Origin of the sequence: Massilia frigida (assembly GCF_011682175.1) — a bacterium.
In the GTDB taxonomy this organism is placed as follows: Bacteria; Pseudomonadota; Gammaproteobacteria; order Burkholderiales; family Burkholderiaceae_D; genus Telluria_A; species Telluria_A frigida.
Genome location: NZ_WHJG01000048.1, coordinates 29,122 through 48,561 on the forward strand (window position 1 = coordinate 29,122; position 19,440 = coordinate 48,561).

The following is a 19,440-nucleotide window of genomic DNA, read 5'->3' on the forward strand; positions in this document are numbered from 1 at the left end:
AAGGACCCATCATGAAATCACCTATCCGCCATCTGTTAAAGAGCAAACAATCGACCTTGACCGCGGCCGACCGGCAGGTCCAGGCGCAATTGGAGCAGCCGATGGAGGCGGTGGGCCGTGGCGGCCGTCCGTGGACGCGGGTGGTGGCGAGGATGATGATCGTGCTGCAGATCTTGCAGACGGCGCTGATCGCGGGACCGGCTTACGCGCAGGTTGTGGCCGCCGGCAACGCGCCGGCCGGGCAAAAGCCGCTGGTCGATGCCGCCGCCAACGGCGTGCCGATCGTGCTGATCGCGCCGCCAAGCGCGGCCGGCGTGTCGCACAACCGCTACGACCAGTTCAACGTGGATAGCAGGGGCTTGATCCTGAATAACAGCCGGGAGAGTGTCGGCACCCAGCTGGGCGGTATCGTCAACGGTAATATGCAGTTGGGCACCACCAGCGCCCGCATCATCCTGAACGAAGTCACGTCCGGCAATCCGTCGCGCCTGAACGGCTATATCGAAGTGGCAGGGCAGCGCGCCGACCTGGTCATCGCCAACCCCAACGGCATCAGCTGCGACGGCTGCGGCTTTCTCAATACCGCCGGCCGCGCCACCTTGACCACCGGCACGCCGCAATACAATAGCGCCGGCCAGCTCGACAGCCTGAACGTGCAGCGCGGCGTGATTAGCATCGGCGCCCGTGGCTTAAATGCCAGCAATGTCGAGCAGCTCGACCTGCTGGCGCGCGGCATCGTGATCGAAGGCGAGATCTCCACCAAGAACTTGCAGGCCGTCCTGGGCGCCAACAAGGTCTTGTACGGCACGCTCAAGGCCACCCAGCAGGATGGCAGCGGCAATGCGCCCAAGTTCGCCATCGATATCGCCGACCTGGGCGGCATGTACGCCAACCAGATCTATCTGGTCGCCACCGAAAAGGGCCTGGGCGTAAACAGCGCCGGCCGCATTGCTTCCCTGTCGGAAAACCTGACCCTGAGCGCGCAGGGCGACCTGACCCTGAAGGACAATTACAGCAAGAAAGACGTCGACCTGTCCAGCAGCGGCAAGGTGACGTTGGCGGGACAGACCAACGCCGAGCGCAACGTGCGCATCGCTGCGGCCGAGCGCATTGCCGTCAACAACGGCGCCGTGCTGCGCGCGGAGCAAAGCGTGCTGCTCACCACCGGCCAGATCGACAACAGCGGCAGCGTGATCCAGAAGTCCGCCAGCGAGACCCTGGTGCTGGCCGCCGAGCGCATCAACAGCAGCGGCAGCATGTATTCGGCCACCGACCTCAGTTTGCAGGCCCGGACTATCGACGGCAAGGGCGGCGTCTTGCAGGCAGAGCGCGCCCTGAAGGTGTCCGCCGACAGCATCATGGTGGACCAGCAGCAGTGGGCCGCCAACGAGGCGGTCACGGTCAAGGCCGGCCAACTGCGCGCTGCCAACAGCGTGCTGGCGGCCGGAACGGATCTGTCCCTCAATGCCAGCGGCGCCCTGAACATCCAGGGCAGTAGCTTGACGGCCAAAAAGGCCATCGACCTGCGCGGCCAGGGCGTAAACACCGCCGCCGCGACCGTCTCGGCGGCCGCGCTGGCCATCGATGCTGGCAAGGGCAAGCTGGACAACACCGGCGGCGTGATCTACGCGGCCGGCAACATCGACCTGCGCGCCGCCGGCATCGACAATACGCGCGGCAAGATCGTCGCGACCGACAAGCTGGCGCTCGATGCCGGTGGTGGCAGGCTCGACAACACGGGCGGCACGCTGGCATCGAAGGATGCCGTGTTCGGCAACGTCGGCAGCATCCGTAACCGCGAAGGCACCCTGTCCATCACCAGCGACCTGGTGCTGGACGGCGCCCTCGACAACAATAAAGGCAAGCTCATCACCGCCGGGGCGCTCACGTTCTCCGGTACGTCGCTGGACAATGCCGGCGGCGCCATCCAGGCCGGCAATGCCGTCAGCCTCACCGCCAGCGGCCTGATCGACAGTGCCGACGGTATCATCCAGAGTACCTCGGCCGGCGTCGCCATCAAGGCTGGGCGCCTCGACAATACCAAGGGCGCGATTGCGGCGGCCAAGGACATTGCCATCGATGCCGGCCGCGTGCTCGGGCGCGATGGCGACATCAGTGCCGGCGGCAAGCTGGCCGTCAGCGGCGCGGCACTCGACCTGGGCGGCGCCAGCCTCGCCAGCAACGGCACGCTCGACCTTGCCGCCAGCGACATCCTGGCCGGCGCTGCCAAGCTGCAAGCCGGGCAGGCATTGACCGTCAAGGCAGGCAATCTGTCGGCCGCCGGCGCCACGATCGCCTCGGTCGGCAGCGTGAACGTTGCCGCCACCGGCGACGCCCGGCTGGACAAGGCCGCGATTGCCGCCAACGGCAACGTGGACATCAATGGCCGCGACCTGCACGCCCAGCAATTGCGCGTGGAAAGTAGCGGCACCGTCGCGCTCAAGGCCGACAGTGTCGACCTGCAAGACGCCAGCCTGTCCGGCGCGCGCGGCCTCGGCCTGGCGGCCGGCACCTTGCTGATGAAGGGCGGCAGCGCCGTTTCCGGCGGCAAGCTGACCGTGACCGGCCAGAGCCAGCAGGGCGGCAAACTGTCGGCCGCGGGTGACGTCGAGGTCCGCATGGACAAGCAGCTCGACCTGACTGGCGGCGCCATCCGCGCTGGCGGCGATATTGCGGTGCGTGCCGAAGGCATCGTCACCGACCAGGCGCTGCTTGGCGGCAAGCACATCGTGCTCGATGCCGGCCTTGGAAGCGTGAGCAACGTGCAGGGCACGATCGTGGCCGAGTCCGGCGGCGGCACGCGCGCTCCGGCGCTGGTGGTGCGCGGCAATGGCATCGACAACAACCGTGGCGTCCTGTCGTCCGACGCGAATGCCGTGTTCGACGCAAAAACCCAGGCGTTCGACAACAACGGCGGCAAGGTCGTCGTGAGCGGCGACATGGATTTGTCGGCAGGCGCGCTGAAAAATCGCTCCGGCAGCATCGCCACGGGCAGCAGCATCGTCATGCGCGGCAACGACGTCGACAATACCGACGGCCAGCTGCGTTCCGGCAAGGATGTCATCATCGAAGCGAACGGCCAGCGCCTCGGCAACGACCGCGGCGTGATCGAGGCGCAGGGCACGATGACCCTGCTGGCAGCCGACTTGAGCAATATCGGCGGCCGACTCGCCGCCAACCAGACCCTTAACCTGACTGCCGGTGCACTGAATAACAGCGGCGGCACGGTGGCGGCCGGCAAGGACCTGACCCTGAGCGTGAGCGGCGTGGCCAACAGCGGCAACGGCAGCTTGAACGCGGGCGGGCCGGTCAGCATCAGTGCCGGGCGTTTCGACGCGGACGGCGCACAGATCTCGTCGCACGAGCAGATCGTCATTGCAGCCGGCCAGGGCATGTACCTGGACCAGAGCACTATCCATGCCGGCGGCTCGGTCGATCTGTCCGCCAACAACATGCAAGCGAAGGGCGCGACTATTCTCAGCAACGGCGCCATCGCCGTTAGCGGACGCGACAGCGTCAACCTTGCCGGCAGCGACATCAACGCCAACGGCGCGGTGACCGTCAAGGCCGCCAACGGCGCCAGCCTGCAAGGCACGCAGATTGCGAGCAATGCCGAACTGCGCATCGACGCCGCCAACATCGACGGCGGCGCCAGCCGCCTGTCGAGCGCGGGCGACCTGGACTTGCATGCGGGCACGGGCGGCATCGTCCTTGCTGGCGCGCATGTGGCCAGCGGCGCCGGCCTGCGCATCGACGGCAAAGGCATCGATGCCGCCAACGCAACCCTGGCGGCAAAGAGCGATATCGCGCTCGATACGCGCGGCGCGGACTACAAGGCTGACGGCAGCCGGCATCGCAGCGAGAGCGGCGGCATCACGCTCAAGGCCAACAATATCGACACTGGCGGCAGCGCCGGCCAGATTGCCGACAGCGGCTTCATCGCCAAGGGCAGCATTGCGCTCGAAGCAAGCGGGCAGATTAACGTTGCCAACAGCACCATTTCTTCCGGCGGCAATGTGGCGCTCAATGCCGGTCAGGGCATCAGCACGGCTGGCGGCGCGGTATCGGCCATCGGCAGCGCGGCCTTGTCGGGCGCCACCATCAACAATGCCGGCGGCGCGATTGCCGCCAACGGCGCGCTCAAGCTGCTTGCCCGCGACGGCGGCATCGACAATGGCGGCGGCAGCATCTTGTCGCGCGACCAACTGACATTGCAAACGCACACCGGCCTCGACCGCATCGCCGGCAAGCCGGTTGCGGCCGGCGGCGCCACCGACCTGAACAACAAGGGCGGTTCGATCGTGGGTGTGGCCGGGGCCGTCATCAACAGCGGCACCATCGACAATAGCGGCGGCAAGATCGCCAGCGGCAACACCCTGGTGCTCGACCTCGGCAACAGCGACTTCAAGGGCGCCAAGGGTAGTGTGCTCAGTGAAAAAGCGCTGACCCTGACCGCGCGCCAGATCGACCTGAGCGCCGGCCAGCTGCGCGCGGGCAAGGGCGTGAGCCTGTCCGCCGAGCAGATCGTGGCGCAAGGCGCGGCCATCAGCGCCGCCGCCGGCGACCTGCTGATCGACAGTAAAGGCGGTTCCATCGACGCCAGCCACGCGGACATGCTGGCCTCGGGCCTGCTGAGCCTGAAATCGGGCGCGGCCGACCTGGCGCACGCCAAGCTCTCCAGCGGCGCCGGCACCAGTATTGCCAGCGCAGCGCTCGATGCGCGCCAGGCCATCATCCAGGCCGGCGGCGATATCGCCATCGCCAGCGGTGCGGCGATCAACGCCCAGGACGCGGCCATCGGCGCCGGCGGCAAGCTGGACGTGACCGCCAGTTCGCTCAAGGGTGGCCAGTATTCGGCATTCAAGGACTTGACGGTGGTGACCACGGGCGCCATCGACTTGGGCAAGAGTGCCCTGCCGGGCGCGCAGGGCGGTGCCTTCCTCACGGATGCGGCGCTCAATGTCAAGGCGCAGGGCGTCATCCTCGATGATGGCCGCGCGATCGGCAAGAACATCACGCTCGACGTCGGCAACGGCGTGCTGAGCAATCGCGGCGGCACCATCCTCGCCACCGATGCCGCCGCCAACGCGCCGGCCCTCAAGCTCACCAGCAATGGCATCGACAGCACGGGCGGCAGCATCGTCAGCAACGGCGACCTGCTCATCAACAGCGGCAGCGGCGCCGTGGACAACAGCAAGGGCACGCTTGGCGCCCTGGGAAAACTCGACATCGTGGCCGGCAAGCTCGGCAACGCGGGCGGCAAGGTGGTGGCCAACACGGCGCTCACGATGCAGGTGCAGGCCATTGACAACCATGCCGGCAAGATCCAGGCCGGCACCAGCCTGAACGTCAAGGCGGGCGATATCGACAACCGCGCCGGCACCCTGGCCGGCAGCACCGGCATTGAACTGACGGCCGGCAAGGTCGACAGCAGCGACAAGGCGCTGATCGGCAGTAATGGCAACGTTACCTTGCATACCAAGGGCTTGGACAACAGCGGCAGCCAGGTCAAGGCCGGCGGCAAGCTGGCCATCGATACCGGCGCGGCGGGCGCCATCACAAACGTCAAGGGCAGCCTGGCCAGCGATGGCGGCATGACCCTGGCCAGCGCCGGCACGCTCGATAACAGCGGCGGCGCCATTGCGGCCGGCGCGGGCCTGGACGCGCAGATCCAGGGCGCGCTGGTCAACAAGGATGGCAATATCGTGGCCGGCAAGAACCTCGGACTGAGCGTAACGGACGGGCTCGCCAATCGGGGCGGCGCCATCCAGGCCGGCGGCGACATGCTGGTTGCCGCAAACAAGGGCATAGCCAACGATGCCGGCAAGCTGATCGCCAACGGAGCGCTCGACATCGACGGCGCCTCGCTCACCAGCAAGAAAGGCTTGATCAGCGCGGGCAAGGACTTGACGCTCGACGTCAAGACCCTCGGCGGCGCGCTCGACAACCAGGGCGGCCAGATCCAGGCCAGCGGCAAGGCCAGCATTGCGGCCAAGGGCGTGGGCAACGTCGACGGCGTGATCATCGCCAGCGACGACCTGATGCTCGACGCAGGCAAGGCGTTGCTCGACAACCGTGGCGGCATCGTGCAAAGCGCCAAGGCATCGGTCGCAATCGACGCCGGCGACATCGCCAGCCAGGGCACGGGCAGCGCCATCGTGGCGGCGGGCAAGCTGACGGTTGCTGGCAATAACATCGACAGCGGCAAAGGCTTGATCAGCGCGGGCAAGGACCTGTCGCTGATCGCGCAGGGCGCGCTCGGCAACGCGCAGGGCCGCATCACGTCCGGCGCGCACGCCACCGTGCAGGGCAAGGGCATCGACAACAGCGGCGCGCTGCTGAGTGCCGGAAAAACCATGACCGTGCAGGCCGGCAGCGGCACCTTGCTCAACAGCGGCGGCAGCGTCCTGGCGGGCGAAACGCTCAAGCTGGACGCGGGCAGTGTACACAACCTGGGTGGCACCCTGGCATCGAACGGCGACCTGACCTTGCTGGCCGACACCGGCGGCACGGTCGACAACAGCGCCGGCACCATCCGCAGCGCGCAGGGCAGCGTCAGCCTGACGGGCGGACAGCTGCGCAATGGCGCCGTCGGCGCCGGCGGAGTGATCGCGGCCGGGAAAGATGTAACGATCAGCGTCAATGGCGCGCTGCTCAACCGCGACGGCGCCATCGAAGCGGCCAACAAGCTGACCATCCAGGCCGGCGCTGCGCTCGATAATACCAACGGCAAGCTGACCGGCGCCAAGGCGCTGGCCGTCAGCGCCAATGGCATCACCTCGGTCAACGGTTCCATGCTCAGCAATGGCGCACTGAGCGCCAACGCGGGTACGGGCGCGTTCGACAACAGCAAGGGCATCATTTCCGGCGGCGGCAACACCACCGTGAACGCGGCCGGCCGATTCGACAATACCGACGGTAAAATCACTACGGGCGCCAATCTGGTGGCCACGACCGGCGCGTTCGACAATGTACGCGGCCTGGTCAGCGCCCAGGGTGGCGCCAACCTGAGCACTGCGGCCTTCGATGGCCGCAAGGGCGAGGTCATCGGCCAGCAAGCGCTGACGATCAATACCCAGGGTGCGCGTTTCGATGGCTCGGGCGGACGCTTTGCCAGCAATGGCGGTGTGACCCTGGCCACCGGCGACGCCGTGCTAACCGGCAGCACCATCGCCGCCGGCGACAGCTTCGCCATCCAGTCGCTGGGCGCGAACACGCGCCTGGACGCCAACGGCATCCAGATCGCCGTCACCAAGAACATCACCGTGACGGGCGCGGACGTGGCCCTGAACGGCAGCAGCCTGCAAGCCGGCAATACGATTACCGTGGCAGGCAGCACGGTTGGCTTGAACAATGCGGCTCTGGCCGCGAACACCGCCGTCAATATCAACGGCACCGATGTGCAGGCCGCCGCCATCAACATCAGCACCCAGGGCGATATTTCCCTACAGGCGAGCAATACCCTGGACTACCGCAACGGGCAGTTCGCTGCGGGCAATAATGCCGCCATCTATGGTGGCGGCCTGGTGGCCACGTCCGGCGCCAAGCTGGCGGCCGGCAAACGCTTGTCGTTCGGCATGGGGCAGCAGTCTGTCGATTTCAGCGCGCTCGACTTTACCTATCAGTTCGGTACCGACCTGCTGGTGCAAGCCATGGGCATTCGTACCGGCGGCGTGGCGATCAGCGCCGACAACCTGTTCTTCGACGCCGGCACCGGCGTGCTCGACAACACTGGCGGCACTTTGTCCGCCACCGGCGTGATCGAATTCAAGGCGCGCGGCATGGTCAACAGCGGCGGCCTGATCGCGGCGGACCATCTGGTGTCGCTCGACTCCGGCAACGGCGCGCTGATCAACAGCGGCGGCACTATCGCCAGCGCTGCCGGCAAGATCGGCATCACGGGCAGCGACCTGCTCAATACCAATGGCGGCAATATCACCGCCGCCGACACGGTGACCGTGACGACCACGGGCCTGGCCGACAATGCGGGCGGCAATATCGTAGCCGATGGCGTGGTGAGCGTGGAGAGCGGTACCCTGGGCAACGCCAAGGGCCAGGTGGTCAGCAACAAGGACAAGGTCGCCATCAAGGCCGGCACTTTCGACAATAACGGCGGCCTGGTCAGCGCCAAGACGGCGCTGGATATCACAACCAAGCTTGGTGTCGGCAATAAGGGCGGCAGCCTGGTCGCCGGCCTTGACGCAAGCATCGTCGCCAAGAATGGCGTGGACAATACCGGCGGCGTCATTGGCGCTGCGGGGAAAGTGGCGCTGACCAGCAGCACTGGCGTTGTGATCAACCAGGGCGGCTCGATCCAGAGCGATACCTCGACGGTCGCCATCGATGCCGGCAACGGTATCTGGAACCAGAACGGCGATATCTACGGCCTGACCGGCGTGCAGGCCAGGACCGACGCCAACCTGCTCAATATGCAGGGCGGCCGGATTGCCAGCCAGGGTGACGTCAAGCTCAGCAGCCTCAAGGGCAAGCTGGACAACACGGACGGCATCGTCAGTTCGGGCAGCGCCCTAATCGTGGCGGCCAAGGACGTGCACAATGCGGGCGGCGTGCTGTCGGGCTTGACGTCGGCCAAGGTCGATGCCGAGAGCGTCGACAACACTGCCGGCGTGATCGAAGCGGGCACGGGCGGCATCGCGATCACGGCCAAAACGCTGACCAACGATAACAGCGGCACCCAGCGCGGGATTGTCAGCAAAGGCGACATCACCATCAGCGGCGGCACGGTCAAGCAGAACGGCGGCTATATCGGCGCCGACGGCAAGCTGACCATCGACGGCACCAGCATCGACAATACCGGCGGCTCGACCATGCTGGCCTTGAAGGAATTGAGCCTGACCGCAACCGCGGGCATCAATAACCAGGACGGCAATATCAAGTCCGCGCTCGATACCACGCTCAAGGCGCCGGTGTTGAATAACGTCGGCGGCACGGTGTTTGCGAACAATAACCTCCTGGTGGACGCGGCGGCCATTGATAACAGCAATACCAACAACGGCGCGTTCGACAAGGGTTTGCTGGCATCGAACACGGTGACCGTGAATGCGGCCACGGTGGGCAATGTGAATGGCGCGATCGTGGCGCTGAAGAACCTCAAGGTGGCTGGTTCGGCCAGTATCAATAATACGGGCGGGCAGCTGAGCGGCGAAGCAGTCACGATTGACACGGCTGACTTCATCAATACCAGCGGGCGCACCGATGCCACCACCATGCTGACGGCGACCATGAAGAAATTCAGCGCCGACGGCGTGATGGCATCTACCGGTACCCTGCGCCTGGCCATGGATGGCGATTACACCAACGGCGGTATCGTGGCGGCCGAGAACAATCTGGAGATTGTTCTCAATAACGGCAAGTACACCAACACCAAGATCGGCACGATCAGCGCGGCCAAGGATCTGCGCCTGTCGGCCACGGAACTGAATAACTACGGCTCGATCAGCGCGACCAATACCACGCTCGATGTCGGCACGTTTACCAATGCCGGCACCGGCGTAGTCAATTCGATCGGCACCACGACGGTCACGGGTGGCAGCACCTTCAATAGCGGGCGGATTTACGGCGGCAACGTGGTGATGGGCGGCGCGGTGACGAATGAGAAGGATGCCACCATCGGCGCGCGCGATATCTTGACCATGAGCGGCTTGTTGATCAATAAGCCGGGCGCTAATGTGCTCAGCCTTGGCAATATGACGCTGGGTAGCGTGGTCAATGCGGGCGCGCGAATCGAATCAGGTGCAAACCTGGACATCGGCAGCCTGACCAACCTGAATTGCGTGAACGGTGGCGTCGATAACGGCCAGGGCGCATCCAATTGCAGCGCGTATGGATTAAAGGGCGGAATTGCTTATTCCGACCAGACCACGGTTGTGCCAGTCAATTTCATCACTATTACGCCCAGAGGCTCGAATACTGCCTATACGCTGGACCAGTTGTCGTACTACACGGACGACCAGCACTACTATATTCATCCTAGCGATTTGCACAACAAGATCGAGGATTACACCAAGACCACGATCGACACTCGCACCATTGTGAAATCGGTTGTCGACAGCTCAAACGCCGGATTGGTAACGGCGGCGGGTAATATCACGGCGAAAGCGGCGATGAACGTCGACAGCCAGATTGTCGCCGGCGGTAACGTCTCCATCACCGGCGCCGCTGAAGTTGGGAATGGCGTTGAGAAAACGCCAGGCGATACGGTCAACATCTCTACCCAGGGAACCCAGGCCATCACGGAAAATGGAAGTAGCTATTTTACCGAAGTCAAGAATGATTGCGACTGGAAGGGGAAATGCAAACACTATCGAGTAGATAGCAAATTCACGGCCATTCAGGACGTCGGCCCTACAACATCGATCGATGTTGCCGCCGTTTTGTACGACAGTGGCGGCATGGCGCCCGCGCCGGCCGCTCCTGATGACGCAACGATTGCCCCTGCCGATCCGGCGAAAGTCGTCGGTACCCTTGGCACCGGCGTAGCCGGCAATCTCACCGCCAGCAGTGGCAACACTGCGGCGGGCGACGTGACGACTACGAAGACGGGTAACGTCGCCACCTACACGACCGGCAGCACGACCGTCGGCATCAACGTCGGCGCGATCAATGCCGATACCGCGGTGCAGGGCGTGGCAGCTCAGGGCGTTAGCGCCGGCGGCACGCCATCGGTTGACACCTCCGTCGCCGCTGGCGGCACCAAGATCGACGCCCAGGCAGCCGGTACAGCCGGAGGGGCCGGCCCGGTCTCGACCGACGCCCAGCAACAAGGCAGCGGCGGCGCAACGGACGTTACGGTCGGCACGAGCGCCCAGCCTATCGTCAAGGGCCAGGTGGCAGGCAATGCCCTGCCTGGCAGCGTCATCGCGGGCAATGCCCGCGCAGCCCAGCAAACGGCCATCGGCGACCTGACGACCTCGTTCGCCAAATTCGCCGCCGCACGTCCCGTGACCGTGGCGGACAAGAAAGTCGATGCCGGGGTCTTTGGCCCGAACACGAAAGACATCAACGGCCGGGTCACCGATCCGAAGGTGCCGAACGTCACCCTGACCAGCAACACGGACTGGAAAGCGCCGACCGGCAATCTGTTCTCCCTGAAACCGGGCGAGGGCGCCGGCTACCTGGTCGAAACCGACCCGCTGTTCACCGATAAAAACAAATGGACCGGCAGCGATTACTTCCTGGACCAGCTTGACATTGATCCGCAGCGCACCCTGAAGCGCTACGGCGATGGTTTTGTCGAGCAACGCGCGTTCGCCGACCAGTTGATCAACATCACCGGGCGCAACAAGCTGTCCGGCTACGAGAACAACGAACAGGCGTTCAAGGCGTTGATGGATTCGGGCGTCGCCTACGCCAAACAGTTCCAGCTCACGCCTGGCGTGGCGCTGTCCGAGCAGCAGATGGCCCAGCTGACCACCGACATCGTGTGGATGCAGGAAGAAACCGTCAGCCTGCCGGACGGCAGCACCACCACGGCCCTGGTACCCAAGGTCTACCTGCGCCGTCCGCAGCAGGGCGACCTGTCGACCGGCGGCGCCCTGATCGCCGGCGACAACGTCACCATCCGCAACCAGAACGGCGGCATCAGCAACAGCGGCACCATCCTGGCCGGCTACGCCAATGCGAAGCCGACCGACATGCATGGCGCGGTCACGCTCGACGCCCGCAATGTCAGCAATAGCGGCACCATCGCCGGCAATGTGATCGACATCAAGGCGGCGAACGATATCGCCAATGTGGGCGGGCGCATTGCCGGCCTGTCCAACAAGGGCGTGGACGGCAGCGCCACCGACGACAGCCGGGTCACGCTCAATGCCGGCCGCGACATTCTCGTGGCCAGCACGACGCAGACGCGCAGTATTGACACGGTTGGCAACAACGGCACCAGCACATCGAGCCGCACCAACATCGACAGGGTCGCCACCATTGCCGGCGGCAATGTGCTGATCGACGCCAGGGGCAATTTCACGGCGCGCGCGGCGCAGGTCGACGCAGCCGCCAATCTCAGTGTATTGGCCGGCAAGAACATCGATATCGCCGGCGTGGAAGAAAAGCACGCGCTGTTTGTGCCGCTCGGCGGCAACACGATGGGCCGGACTGGCTACACCAACGAGGCGAGCGTATCGAACGTCGGCAGCAGCCTGACCGCCGGCAACAACGCCACCATCAGGGCGGGCGGCGACGCTACGCTGAGCGGTAGCCGTGTTGCTGCCGCCAATGACGTGAACATTGGCGGCGCCAACGTCACCATCTCGGCGGTCAAGGACCGCACCCTCGTCGACGTACAAACGGTGGGCCGCAAGCAGTACGACCGTGCCATGAACGATGACGAAAGCCTGAGCGGCGGCTCCGTCAGCGCCGGCCACAACGTCACGATCAGCGCCACCGGCGTGGCAAGCGGCCAGCAAGACAAGGATGGCAAGGCGATGGCCCAAGCCGGCACCGGCAATCTGGTCCTCAACGCGGGCACCATCGTGGCCGAAACCGGCGTAGCGAAGCTGCTGGCGAACAACGACCTCACGGTCCAGGCCATCACGACCGAGCACGACAGTCTGCGCGAGAGCTACAGCAAGAGCCGTACGCTTGGTGGCAGCAAGATGTCGAGCAGCACCAGCAGGGAGAGCTTGCAGCAGGTGACCGGCAGCCGAGTCGTTGGCGACAGCGTGCTGGTCGAGGCGGGCAAGGACTTGACGGTCAGCGGCAGCATGATTGCAGGCGTGAACGAGGTATCGCTGAAAGCGGTCGCCGGCAACGTCACGATCAAATCGGCGGAGGAAATCTACAAGGAGCGCAACAGCGCCGAACAGAAGCAGTCCGGGTTCACTGCGGCTTATGCCGGCGGCGCGGCCAGTGTGGGCTTCAGCAAGTCGAGTGGATCGAGCCAGTCGGCGCTGGACCTGGTCAGCCAGGTCGGATCGACCGTCAACTCCACCAACGGCAAAGTCAACGTGACGGCCGGCGAAGGCATCAAGGTGGTGGCGTCGGAACTCAAGGCCAAAGCCGACCTGAGTTTGAGCGGCAAGACGGTCGACCTGCTGGCAGCGCAGAACACCAGCGACGAGCGTAGCTCGTACACGTCGGCATCGAAAGGCATCTCGGTCGGGGTGACGCTCGATCCGAAGGCGGCGTTCAGCAATGCGCGTAAGGAAAGCGAAAAGGGCAACAGCGCCGACAGCGGCGTGGGCAAGATCACCAAGCGCGCGGACGGGGTGGGGGAAGGCTTCCTCGCTGCAATTAACGGCGTGGTATTGCAAGGCAATTCGCGCAGCGCGGCCGGGACCAAGGATCATGTCAGCAGCACCGCCGAGGTCAGCACGCTCAAGGCGGGCGGCAACCTGCGCATTGACGCCACTGGCGGCAGCATCACCAGCGAAGGCGCGACCCTGAAGGCCGAAGGCAATGCCACGCTGTCCGCCAAGGACAGCATCGTTCTCGATGTTGCCCATAGCACCGAGAGCGAAGGGCAGGACAACAAGGCCAAGGGCTGGAGCATCGATTCGCGCGGCAGCCTGCCGGTTGGCATGTTCAACAACAAGGACAATGGCAAAGGCAGTGCCGATACGATTAGCGGCACCACCTTGTCGGTGGGCGGCAATGCCACGCTCAAGAGTACCGATGGCGACATTGTTCTCACGGCCGCTTCGGTGGTCGCCGACAAGGGCAATGTCGACATCGCCGCCGGCAGGAACCTGACCATTCAGAGTGGCCAGAACACCGTCTCGAACGATAACCACAGCAACAACAAGGCCATCGGCAAGGTGGTTGTATCCGACACCGAACGCTTTGCTGGATACAACAACATCAAGAAGAACGGCAGCAATGACGCGCTCACCCAGGTGCAGTCCGGCGTGGCCAGCATCAACGGCAATATTACGTTGAAGGCAGGGGAGAAATACACACAGACCAGCAGTAATGTCATTGCGAACAAGGATGTGAGCGTGACTGCCAAGTCGATCGACATTGGCACGGCGCTCAATACGAGCAATAACGCGCAGGACAGTTCGGACCTGAAGATCGGCGGCTTTGCGCGTATCAGCTCGCCGTTGATCGACCTGGCCAACAACCGCAAGGCGGCCAAGGAATCCGACGGACGCCTGTCGACCATGCAAAACATGGCCGCCGCAGCGAACGCATATCAGGCGGTTGCTGCGGGGATCGGTGGCAGCGGCACCCTGTTCAAGGCCGAGGCTGGCATTGGCATTGCCACCGCCAAGAGCCGCGACCAGAGCAGCGGCAGCATGGCAATCGGCAGCACGCTCACGGGCACCAGCGGCAATGTGACGCTGACCACGACCGAAGGCGATATCAAGGCCACCGGCGCTGGCATAACCGCCGGCAAGGAACTGAAACTCGACTCCGCGCGCGACATCGTCCTGCAATCGGCCACCAGCCAGATGAGCAGCGAAGGGAGCAACAATAACGCCGGCGTCGAGGTGGGTGTCGGGGTCCAGGTCGGTGCGCAGACCGGTACCTATGTGTACGCCACCGCCAACGTGGGCAAGGGCGAATACGATAACAATGCCACCGTTCATACCAATACCAGGCTGACTGGCGCTACGGTCAATATTGCCTCCAAAGACGACACCACGCTCAAGGGCGCAGTCGTCAAGGGCGACAGCATCACCGCCAATGTCGGCGGCAAGCTGGCGATCGAGTCCTTGCAGGACACCAACAAGCAGCACAACGAGCAAACCAACGTCGGTGCGCGGGTGCAGTTGTCGTTCGGCAGCGCGTGGGAAGCGTCGGGCAATATCGGCCATACGTCGGCGGATGGCAGCAGCAAGGTCGTGCTGGAGCAGTCGGGCCTGTTTGCGGGCGACGGTGGCTATCACGTCAAGGCCGACACGATTGCCCTGAAGGGTGGCGCAATCGGTAGCACCAACGCGGCCAATTCGGCATTGACCACCAAGGCTATCACGTTCCAGAACCTGGACAACGAGATGGACTACAAGGCCATGTCGCTCAGCGCATCGGGCGGATTTACGGCTGGTGCGGTCAAGGGAGCCGCGCCGGGGACGCAAACCAGCACCGGCGCACGCAACCCGAATGCCACGCCCGGCCTGCCGATGCTGGACAAGGGCAAAGACAGTTCGACGACCTATGCAACGCTGACGGATGGCAAGATCAACATCGGCGGCAAGGACATGAGCAGTGCGGCAGAACTCGGCGCGCATACCGATCTGGCAACCGCGAATAAAGCAGTCGACCCGTTGAAAGACATGAAGGCCGTGATGGCCGATCAGAAAGCGATGGGCGCGGCGGCAGGCACCTTGATTGCGACCGGCCAGCAGATCAACGGCGATATCGCACGCGGAGCGGCGAATCGACTGAGTCTGGCGGAAGCGGGCGTCAAATCTTCCCAAACGGAAATCGAGCGCGCTCGGGCGGTATTGAGTGATCCAGCCAGTACGCCGGAACAGCGTGCGCTTGCAACGTCGGATATTGCTGCGGCGACCCGGAACCTGACTGCGGCAACGACTGCGCAAGACGTCGCCAACACCGACGTGAAGAACTGGGGACCGAAGGGTGACTATTCGCGCGCACTGACCGTTGCGACGGGCTTGCTGGTTGGCGGCTTGTCGGGACAAGGCACCGGGCAGCTCGCCGCCGGCGCCAGCGCGCCGTATGTGTACAAGGCGATTGGTGACCTTGCACAGACGATGACCAAGCCGTATACCGATGCCCAGTTGCTGAAGACGGCGACCGAAGGACGACTTGCCGCCGAGACGGATCCGGCAAAGCGTGCAACGCTGGAGCAGACCTTGGCGCAGGCCGGCGCCACCATGCTCCAGTTCCAGGGGCAATATGACGATTGGAAAGATGGCAGCCTTTACAAGGCTGGCCTGCACGCGGCCGCAACCTCGATCCTGAGCCAGGTGGGCGGTGGCGATGCGCTGAAAGGTTTCGTGGCGGGCAGCTTGAATGAATTGAAGAGTCCGTTGATCGATGAATTGACGAAGGGGCTTGGGCCGACCGAGAAGAAATTTGTAGCGGATCTGAGCAGCGTGGTGGTCGGGGCCGCAATCGGTAACGCGCAGATGGCAGACTTGACGTTATCCGCAGAGTTAAATAATCGCCAATTACACACAGCAGACTATGAAGCGGCGGCGCGACTTGCAAAACTAAGCAAAGGCAAGTATTCGGAAAAAGAATTGCTGGATGCACTACGTTGGTCTGGTGTATCCGACGGGCGTCAGTTATTGGTCGAGCCCGAGCACCTTGAGTCTTATGCGGTTCACCCGACAAGTGGCCTGGTTGTCGCCATTCCCGGTGATGCCACCGAAGGATGGAAACCGCTTCACGAAGCTGCGCCGGGCATGTCGTTTACTGCCATCCCCGGCGACCAGCTGTTGTTGAGGGAAAAGTTGCCGCCCGCACCAACAAACGACATCTTGAAATTTATAAAGGCCAACACCGACGGGGCTAGCCCGTATGTTTTTGCTGCGCCCTCGAAACCGGCAGTGTCAAGTGGCCCACGTCTACCGCCGCCTCCTGATAAGTTGACGCGCGGGACCGTGATGGTCGACGGAAATTTGTATTTCCCATTGCTCGGAGATTGCCCGCTCGGCTGTATGGACCGGGTCGCGCGTGCCATCAAGGATCCAGGTACCGCAGAATATCTGCGCGCCTTGGATGAAAAAGCAAAGCGCGATGCGGTATTGAACGGATTGAGCTTGTTGAATCCATTCACGCGCGGTATGGGGCTAGTTCCTGGCAATGCGGTGAGAGCGACGGGCCGACTTGGAGTTGCGGCCGAGGCCGGTCCGGGCGCAGCCGCATTCGGCTCAGCCTTGCGCGGAGCGGAAGAGGTTGCGATTGTCCCTGGCTTGGCTAATGGTATGCGAGGCGCAACTACGGCTGAAATTGACGCGGCGTTGGATACTGCAGTTAAAGCTAAGACTGCTACTCCTCCAGTGCCGCCCGCAATTGGGCGTGACGCCGTCGACGATTTCATAGCGGGACTGCCGTCCGATACGAAGAACTCGATTAGCAACGCTACAACGGTGGGAGGTGAAGGCAGCTCCGCTGTCATGAGCCAGACTGAAGTGCTCCGGCAAAACATAGCGCCGTGTTGTTTTGCGCCAGGTACGCAGGTGGCAACTCCAAACGGATACGTTGCCATTGAAGCACTGAAACAGGGCGATCTGGTATGGACTAGGCGTGAAAATAACACTGGCGATGTGTTTGCGGCAACCGTGACGGCAACGCATATTCGGGACGATCAGCCAATTTATCGGCTTGTCTTGAATAAGCAGAGGAGCGAAGGCCAAAGCCAGGAAGAAATATTGCTGGTCACTCCGGGGCACCCGTTCTACATTGTCGGTAAGGGATTTGTCTCGGCCATTGACCTAAGGGCAGGCGAAAAGCTCACCGTGCGTGATCTATCGGACCATGCGGTGACGGTTGTGTCACTTGAATTGATCGAGCGACAGGGGCGTACGCATAACCTCACCGTTGACATAGGTCATACTTTTTTTGTTGGAGCTTTTGAAACGTGGGTACACAATGTCGGACCGTGCGTCTCTGGCTGCGCGAATGGCACCTGTACGGTACACGTCTTCGAGGTTCCTGGACGTGTTCAATCTAGGATAAATATTCCATTTCTCCGAGCTGCCACCACGCCATTAAGGGGAAACTCAAAAGAACCGGTATCTGCAGGGTTTAAGCACGTTTTAGAGGGGCATTTCAACCGAGAAATTTCTAATAACCGATCTATATTTACAATTGCGCCTGATGAGTTAAAAGAGCTTTTGCAAAGTTCGACCGTCGTTAAGTCGCCAGTTACTGGAATAGACGGGGGGCAATTCGTGCGGACTGTCGATGTTGGACGTGAGATTGGTTTAACAACTAAAAAAGAAGGTGGTGCGCCTACCTCGGTTATTACCGTATTCACAGATCGTGGAGGTAATTTAATTACTGCTTATCCGGTAAGGGGAGTAAAGAAATGAGTGATCGTTTTAAAGGAATATGGTCGGAATTTCAAGAGAATATTCGAAATTTGGATGAGGGTGCGAGTCCGCGCGAAATTCTAGACGTAATTCTGGATTGGCTCCGGAAGTATAAAGAATATTTTTTGCGACCGCCATTCAGTGATTATGGATTTAATCGATTTATAACTTTGGATGCGCCAGATTATCCCGTTGAAATATCATTAATGCGTGGCGAAGAATTACTTTTTTTTAAAAAACTAGTCTTTAATCAACAAGGAAAAGATAAGGAAAGCATTGCGCGGATTTTACGAGATACTTTTGAGATGTTGCTCGTACTTGAGATGGATGAAAAGTGCGCTAATTGTGGTCGCGACGGATTGGGTGTGTATTTAAACGAGGAAAATGCCAAGCTGGTATATGAATGCAAGCAATGTGGCATTGCAAAATACACTGATGGAGCGAAATTGGACGGCGGGCACTATGTATTTGCTAAAACGGTTGATTTGATTAAAGAAAAACTCATATAGATTGGGCATCTTGCAAAACTCAAAAACTGCAATGGTGCGCACTGCAATGTCCGCTCCAAGCGCGGCATTTTTGAAAAACCAGTTTTAACGGATCATTTCATCCTCCAGCGGCGCGACGGCGCGGCCGGCCTCGCGGATGGTTTCGTCGATGACGCTGGTACTCAGCCGCAGGTCGAACAGTTCGGTGAAGAATTCCCGGATGCGCGCACGCGACAGGCGCATGCGCAGCGCCAGAAAGAATGGCACCGGCCAGATGCGGGCCGATCAGGCGCCATTGCCCCAGCGCGACTGCGGCCTAGAACGGATCGTCCGGGGCCGCGTGGTGCGGCGCGTGTGTCACATGTCCGCAGTCGCAGGTGCTTGCGTGAAGCAAATGGCGGCTCACCCGCAACCGCAGCCCGGCAACGCCGTCGATCTTGGTGGCGATATCGATTTCGTCCCAGCCGGTATAGGCTTGGGCTCCTTCGTGTAGCAGGGCATGGCCGCACACTGCGCATTGGTCGGCGAAATGGGGAACCGTCGCGTCGATGGCGAGTTGCTGGGTGCGGCCGAAGCCTTGCGCACCCGGTTGCTTGCCAGCCTTCCTAGTGTGCGATTTCCTGCTCGGCGAGCGGGACTTGCCATGGTTGGTGACCGGCGCGGCTTTGCCGTCATGGGCCGTGCCTTCGGCCTCACTTCCCGTCGGCGGCGCGGCGCCATCCGTGTCGCTTGATGCCGACTCCGGCAAGGCAGCAACGCCATCGCCCACCTTGAACACAACACGCAGATCGGGATAAGAAATGGTAAAAACGGAACCGTTTCTGGAGCTCATGACGCCGACGCATTTCTTGAGTCCATTGAGCCAGTTGCAAAACTATTTTCCTGAACCGGTCGGCATGAGGAAATCGTGATTTTTGATCACGTTTTTCGAAGTTAGACGGACTCTGCTGGTTTAAGGTGGCGGAATCATGGTCAATCTCGTAGGT

Annotated in this window: 4 protein-coding genes; 2 read left to right on the top strand and 2 right to left on the bottom strand. The window is 62.4% G+C overall.

Annotation, left to right across the window (positions count from 1 at the left end):
• Positions 1 to 11: 11 nt before the first annotated feature.
• Together F2P44_RS29590 and F2P44_RS29595 are read left to right on the top strand one after the other, a co-directional pair.
• The gene (locus F2P44_RS29590) at positions 12 to 17,966 is read left to right on the top strand and encodes a hemagglutinin repeat-containing protein (protein ID WP_167092843.1); all 17,955 of its coding nucleotides are present in this window, start codon (positions 12 to 14) and stop codon (positions 17,964 to 17,966) included.
• Positions 17,963 to 18,475, top strand: a complete 513-nt coding sequence (locus tag F2P44_RS29595; protein WP_167092845.1) for a hypothetical protein — start codon at positions 17,963 to 17,965, stop codon at positions 18,473 to 18,475. The genes F2P44_RS29590 and F2P44_RS29595 overlap by 4 nt, the downstream gene beginning before the upstream one ends.
• 84 nt (positions 18,476 to 18,559) lie before the next feature.
• On the opposite strand, the gene F2P44_RS29600 is transcribed toward F2P44_RS29595, so the two are convergent.
• Positions 18,560 to 18,721: a hypothetical protein gene (locus tag F2P44_RS29600; RefSeq protein ID WP_167092846.1), complete on the bottom strand. Its 162-nt coding sequence runs from the start codon at positions 18,719 to 18,721 to the stop codon at positions 18,560 to 18,562.
• Between the two features lie 49 nt (positions 18,722 to 18,770).
• Positions 18,771 to 19,286: a hypothetical protein gene (locus F2P44_RS29605; RefSeq protein ID WP_167092848.1), complete on the bottom strand. Its 516-nt coding sequence runs from the start codon at positions 19,284 to 19,286 to the stop codon at positions 18,771 to 18,773.
• Positions 19,287 to 19,440: the final 154 nt, after the last annotated feature.

Coding starts and splice junctions, on each gene's coding strand:
- F2P44_RS29605 (WP_167092848.1), bottom strand. CDS start 19,286: ATGAGCTCCAGAAACGGTTCCGTTTTTACCATTTCTTATCCCGATCTG.
- F2P44_RS29595 (WP_167092845.1), top strand. CDS start 17,963: ATGAGTGATCGTTTTAAAGGAATATGGTCGGAATTTCAAGAGAATATT.
- F2P44_RS29590 (WP_167092843.1), top strand. CDS start 12: ATGAAATCACCTATCCGCCATCTGTTAAAGAGCAAACAATCGACCTTG.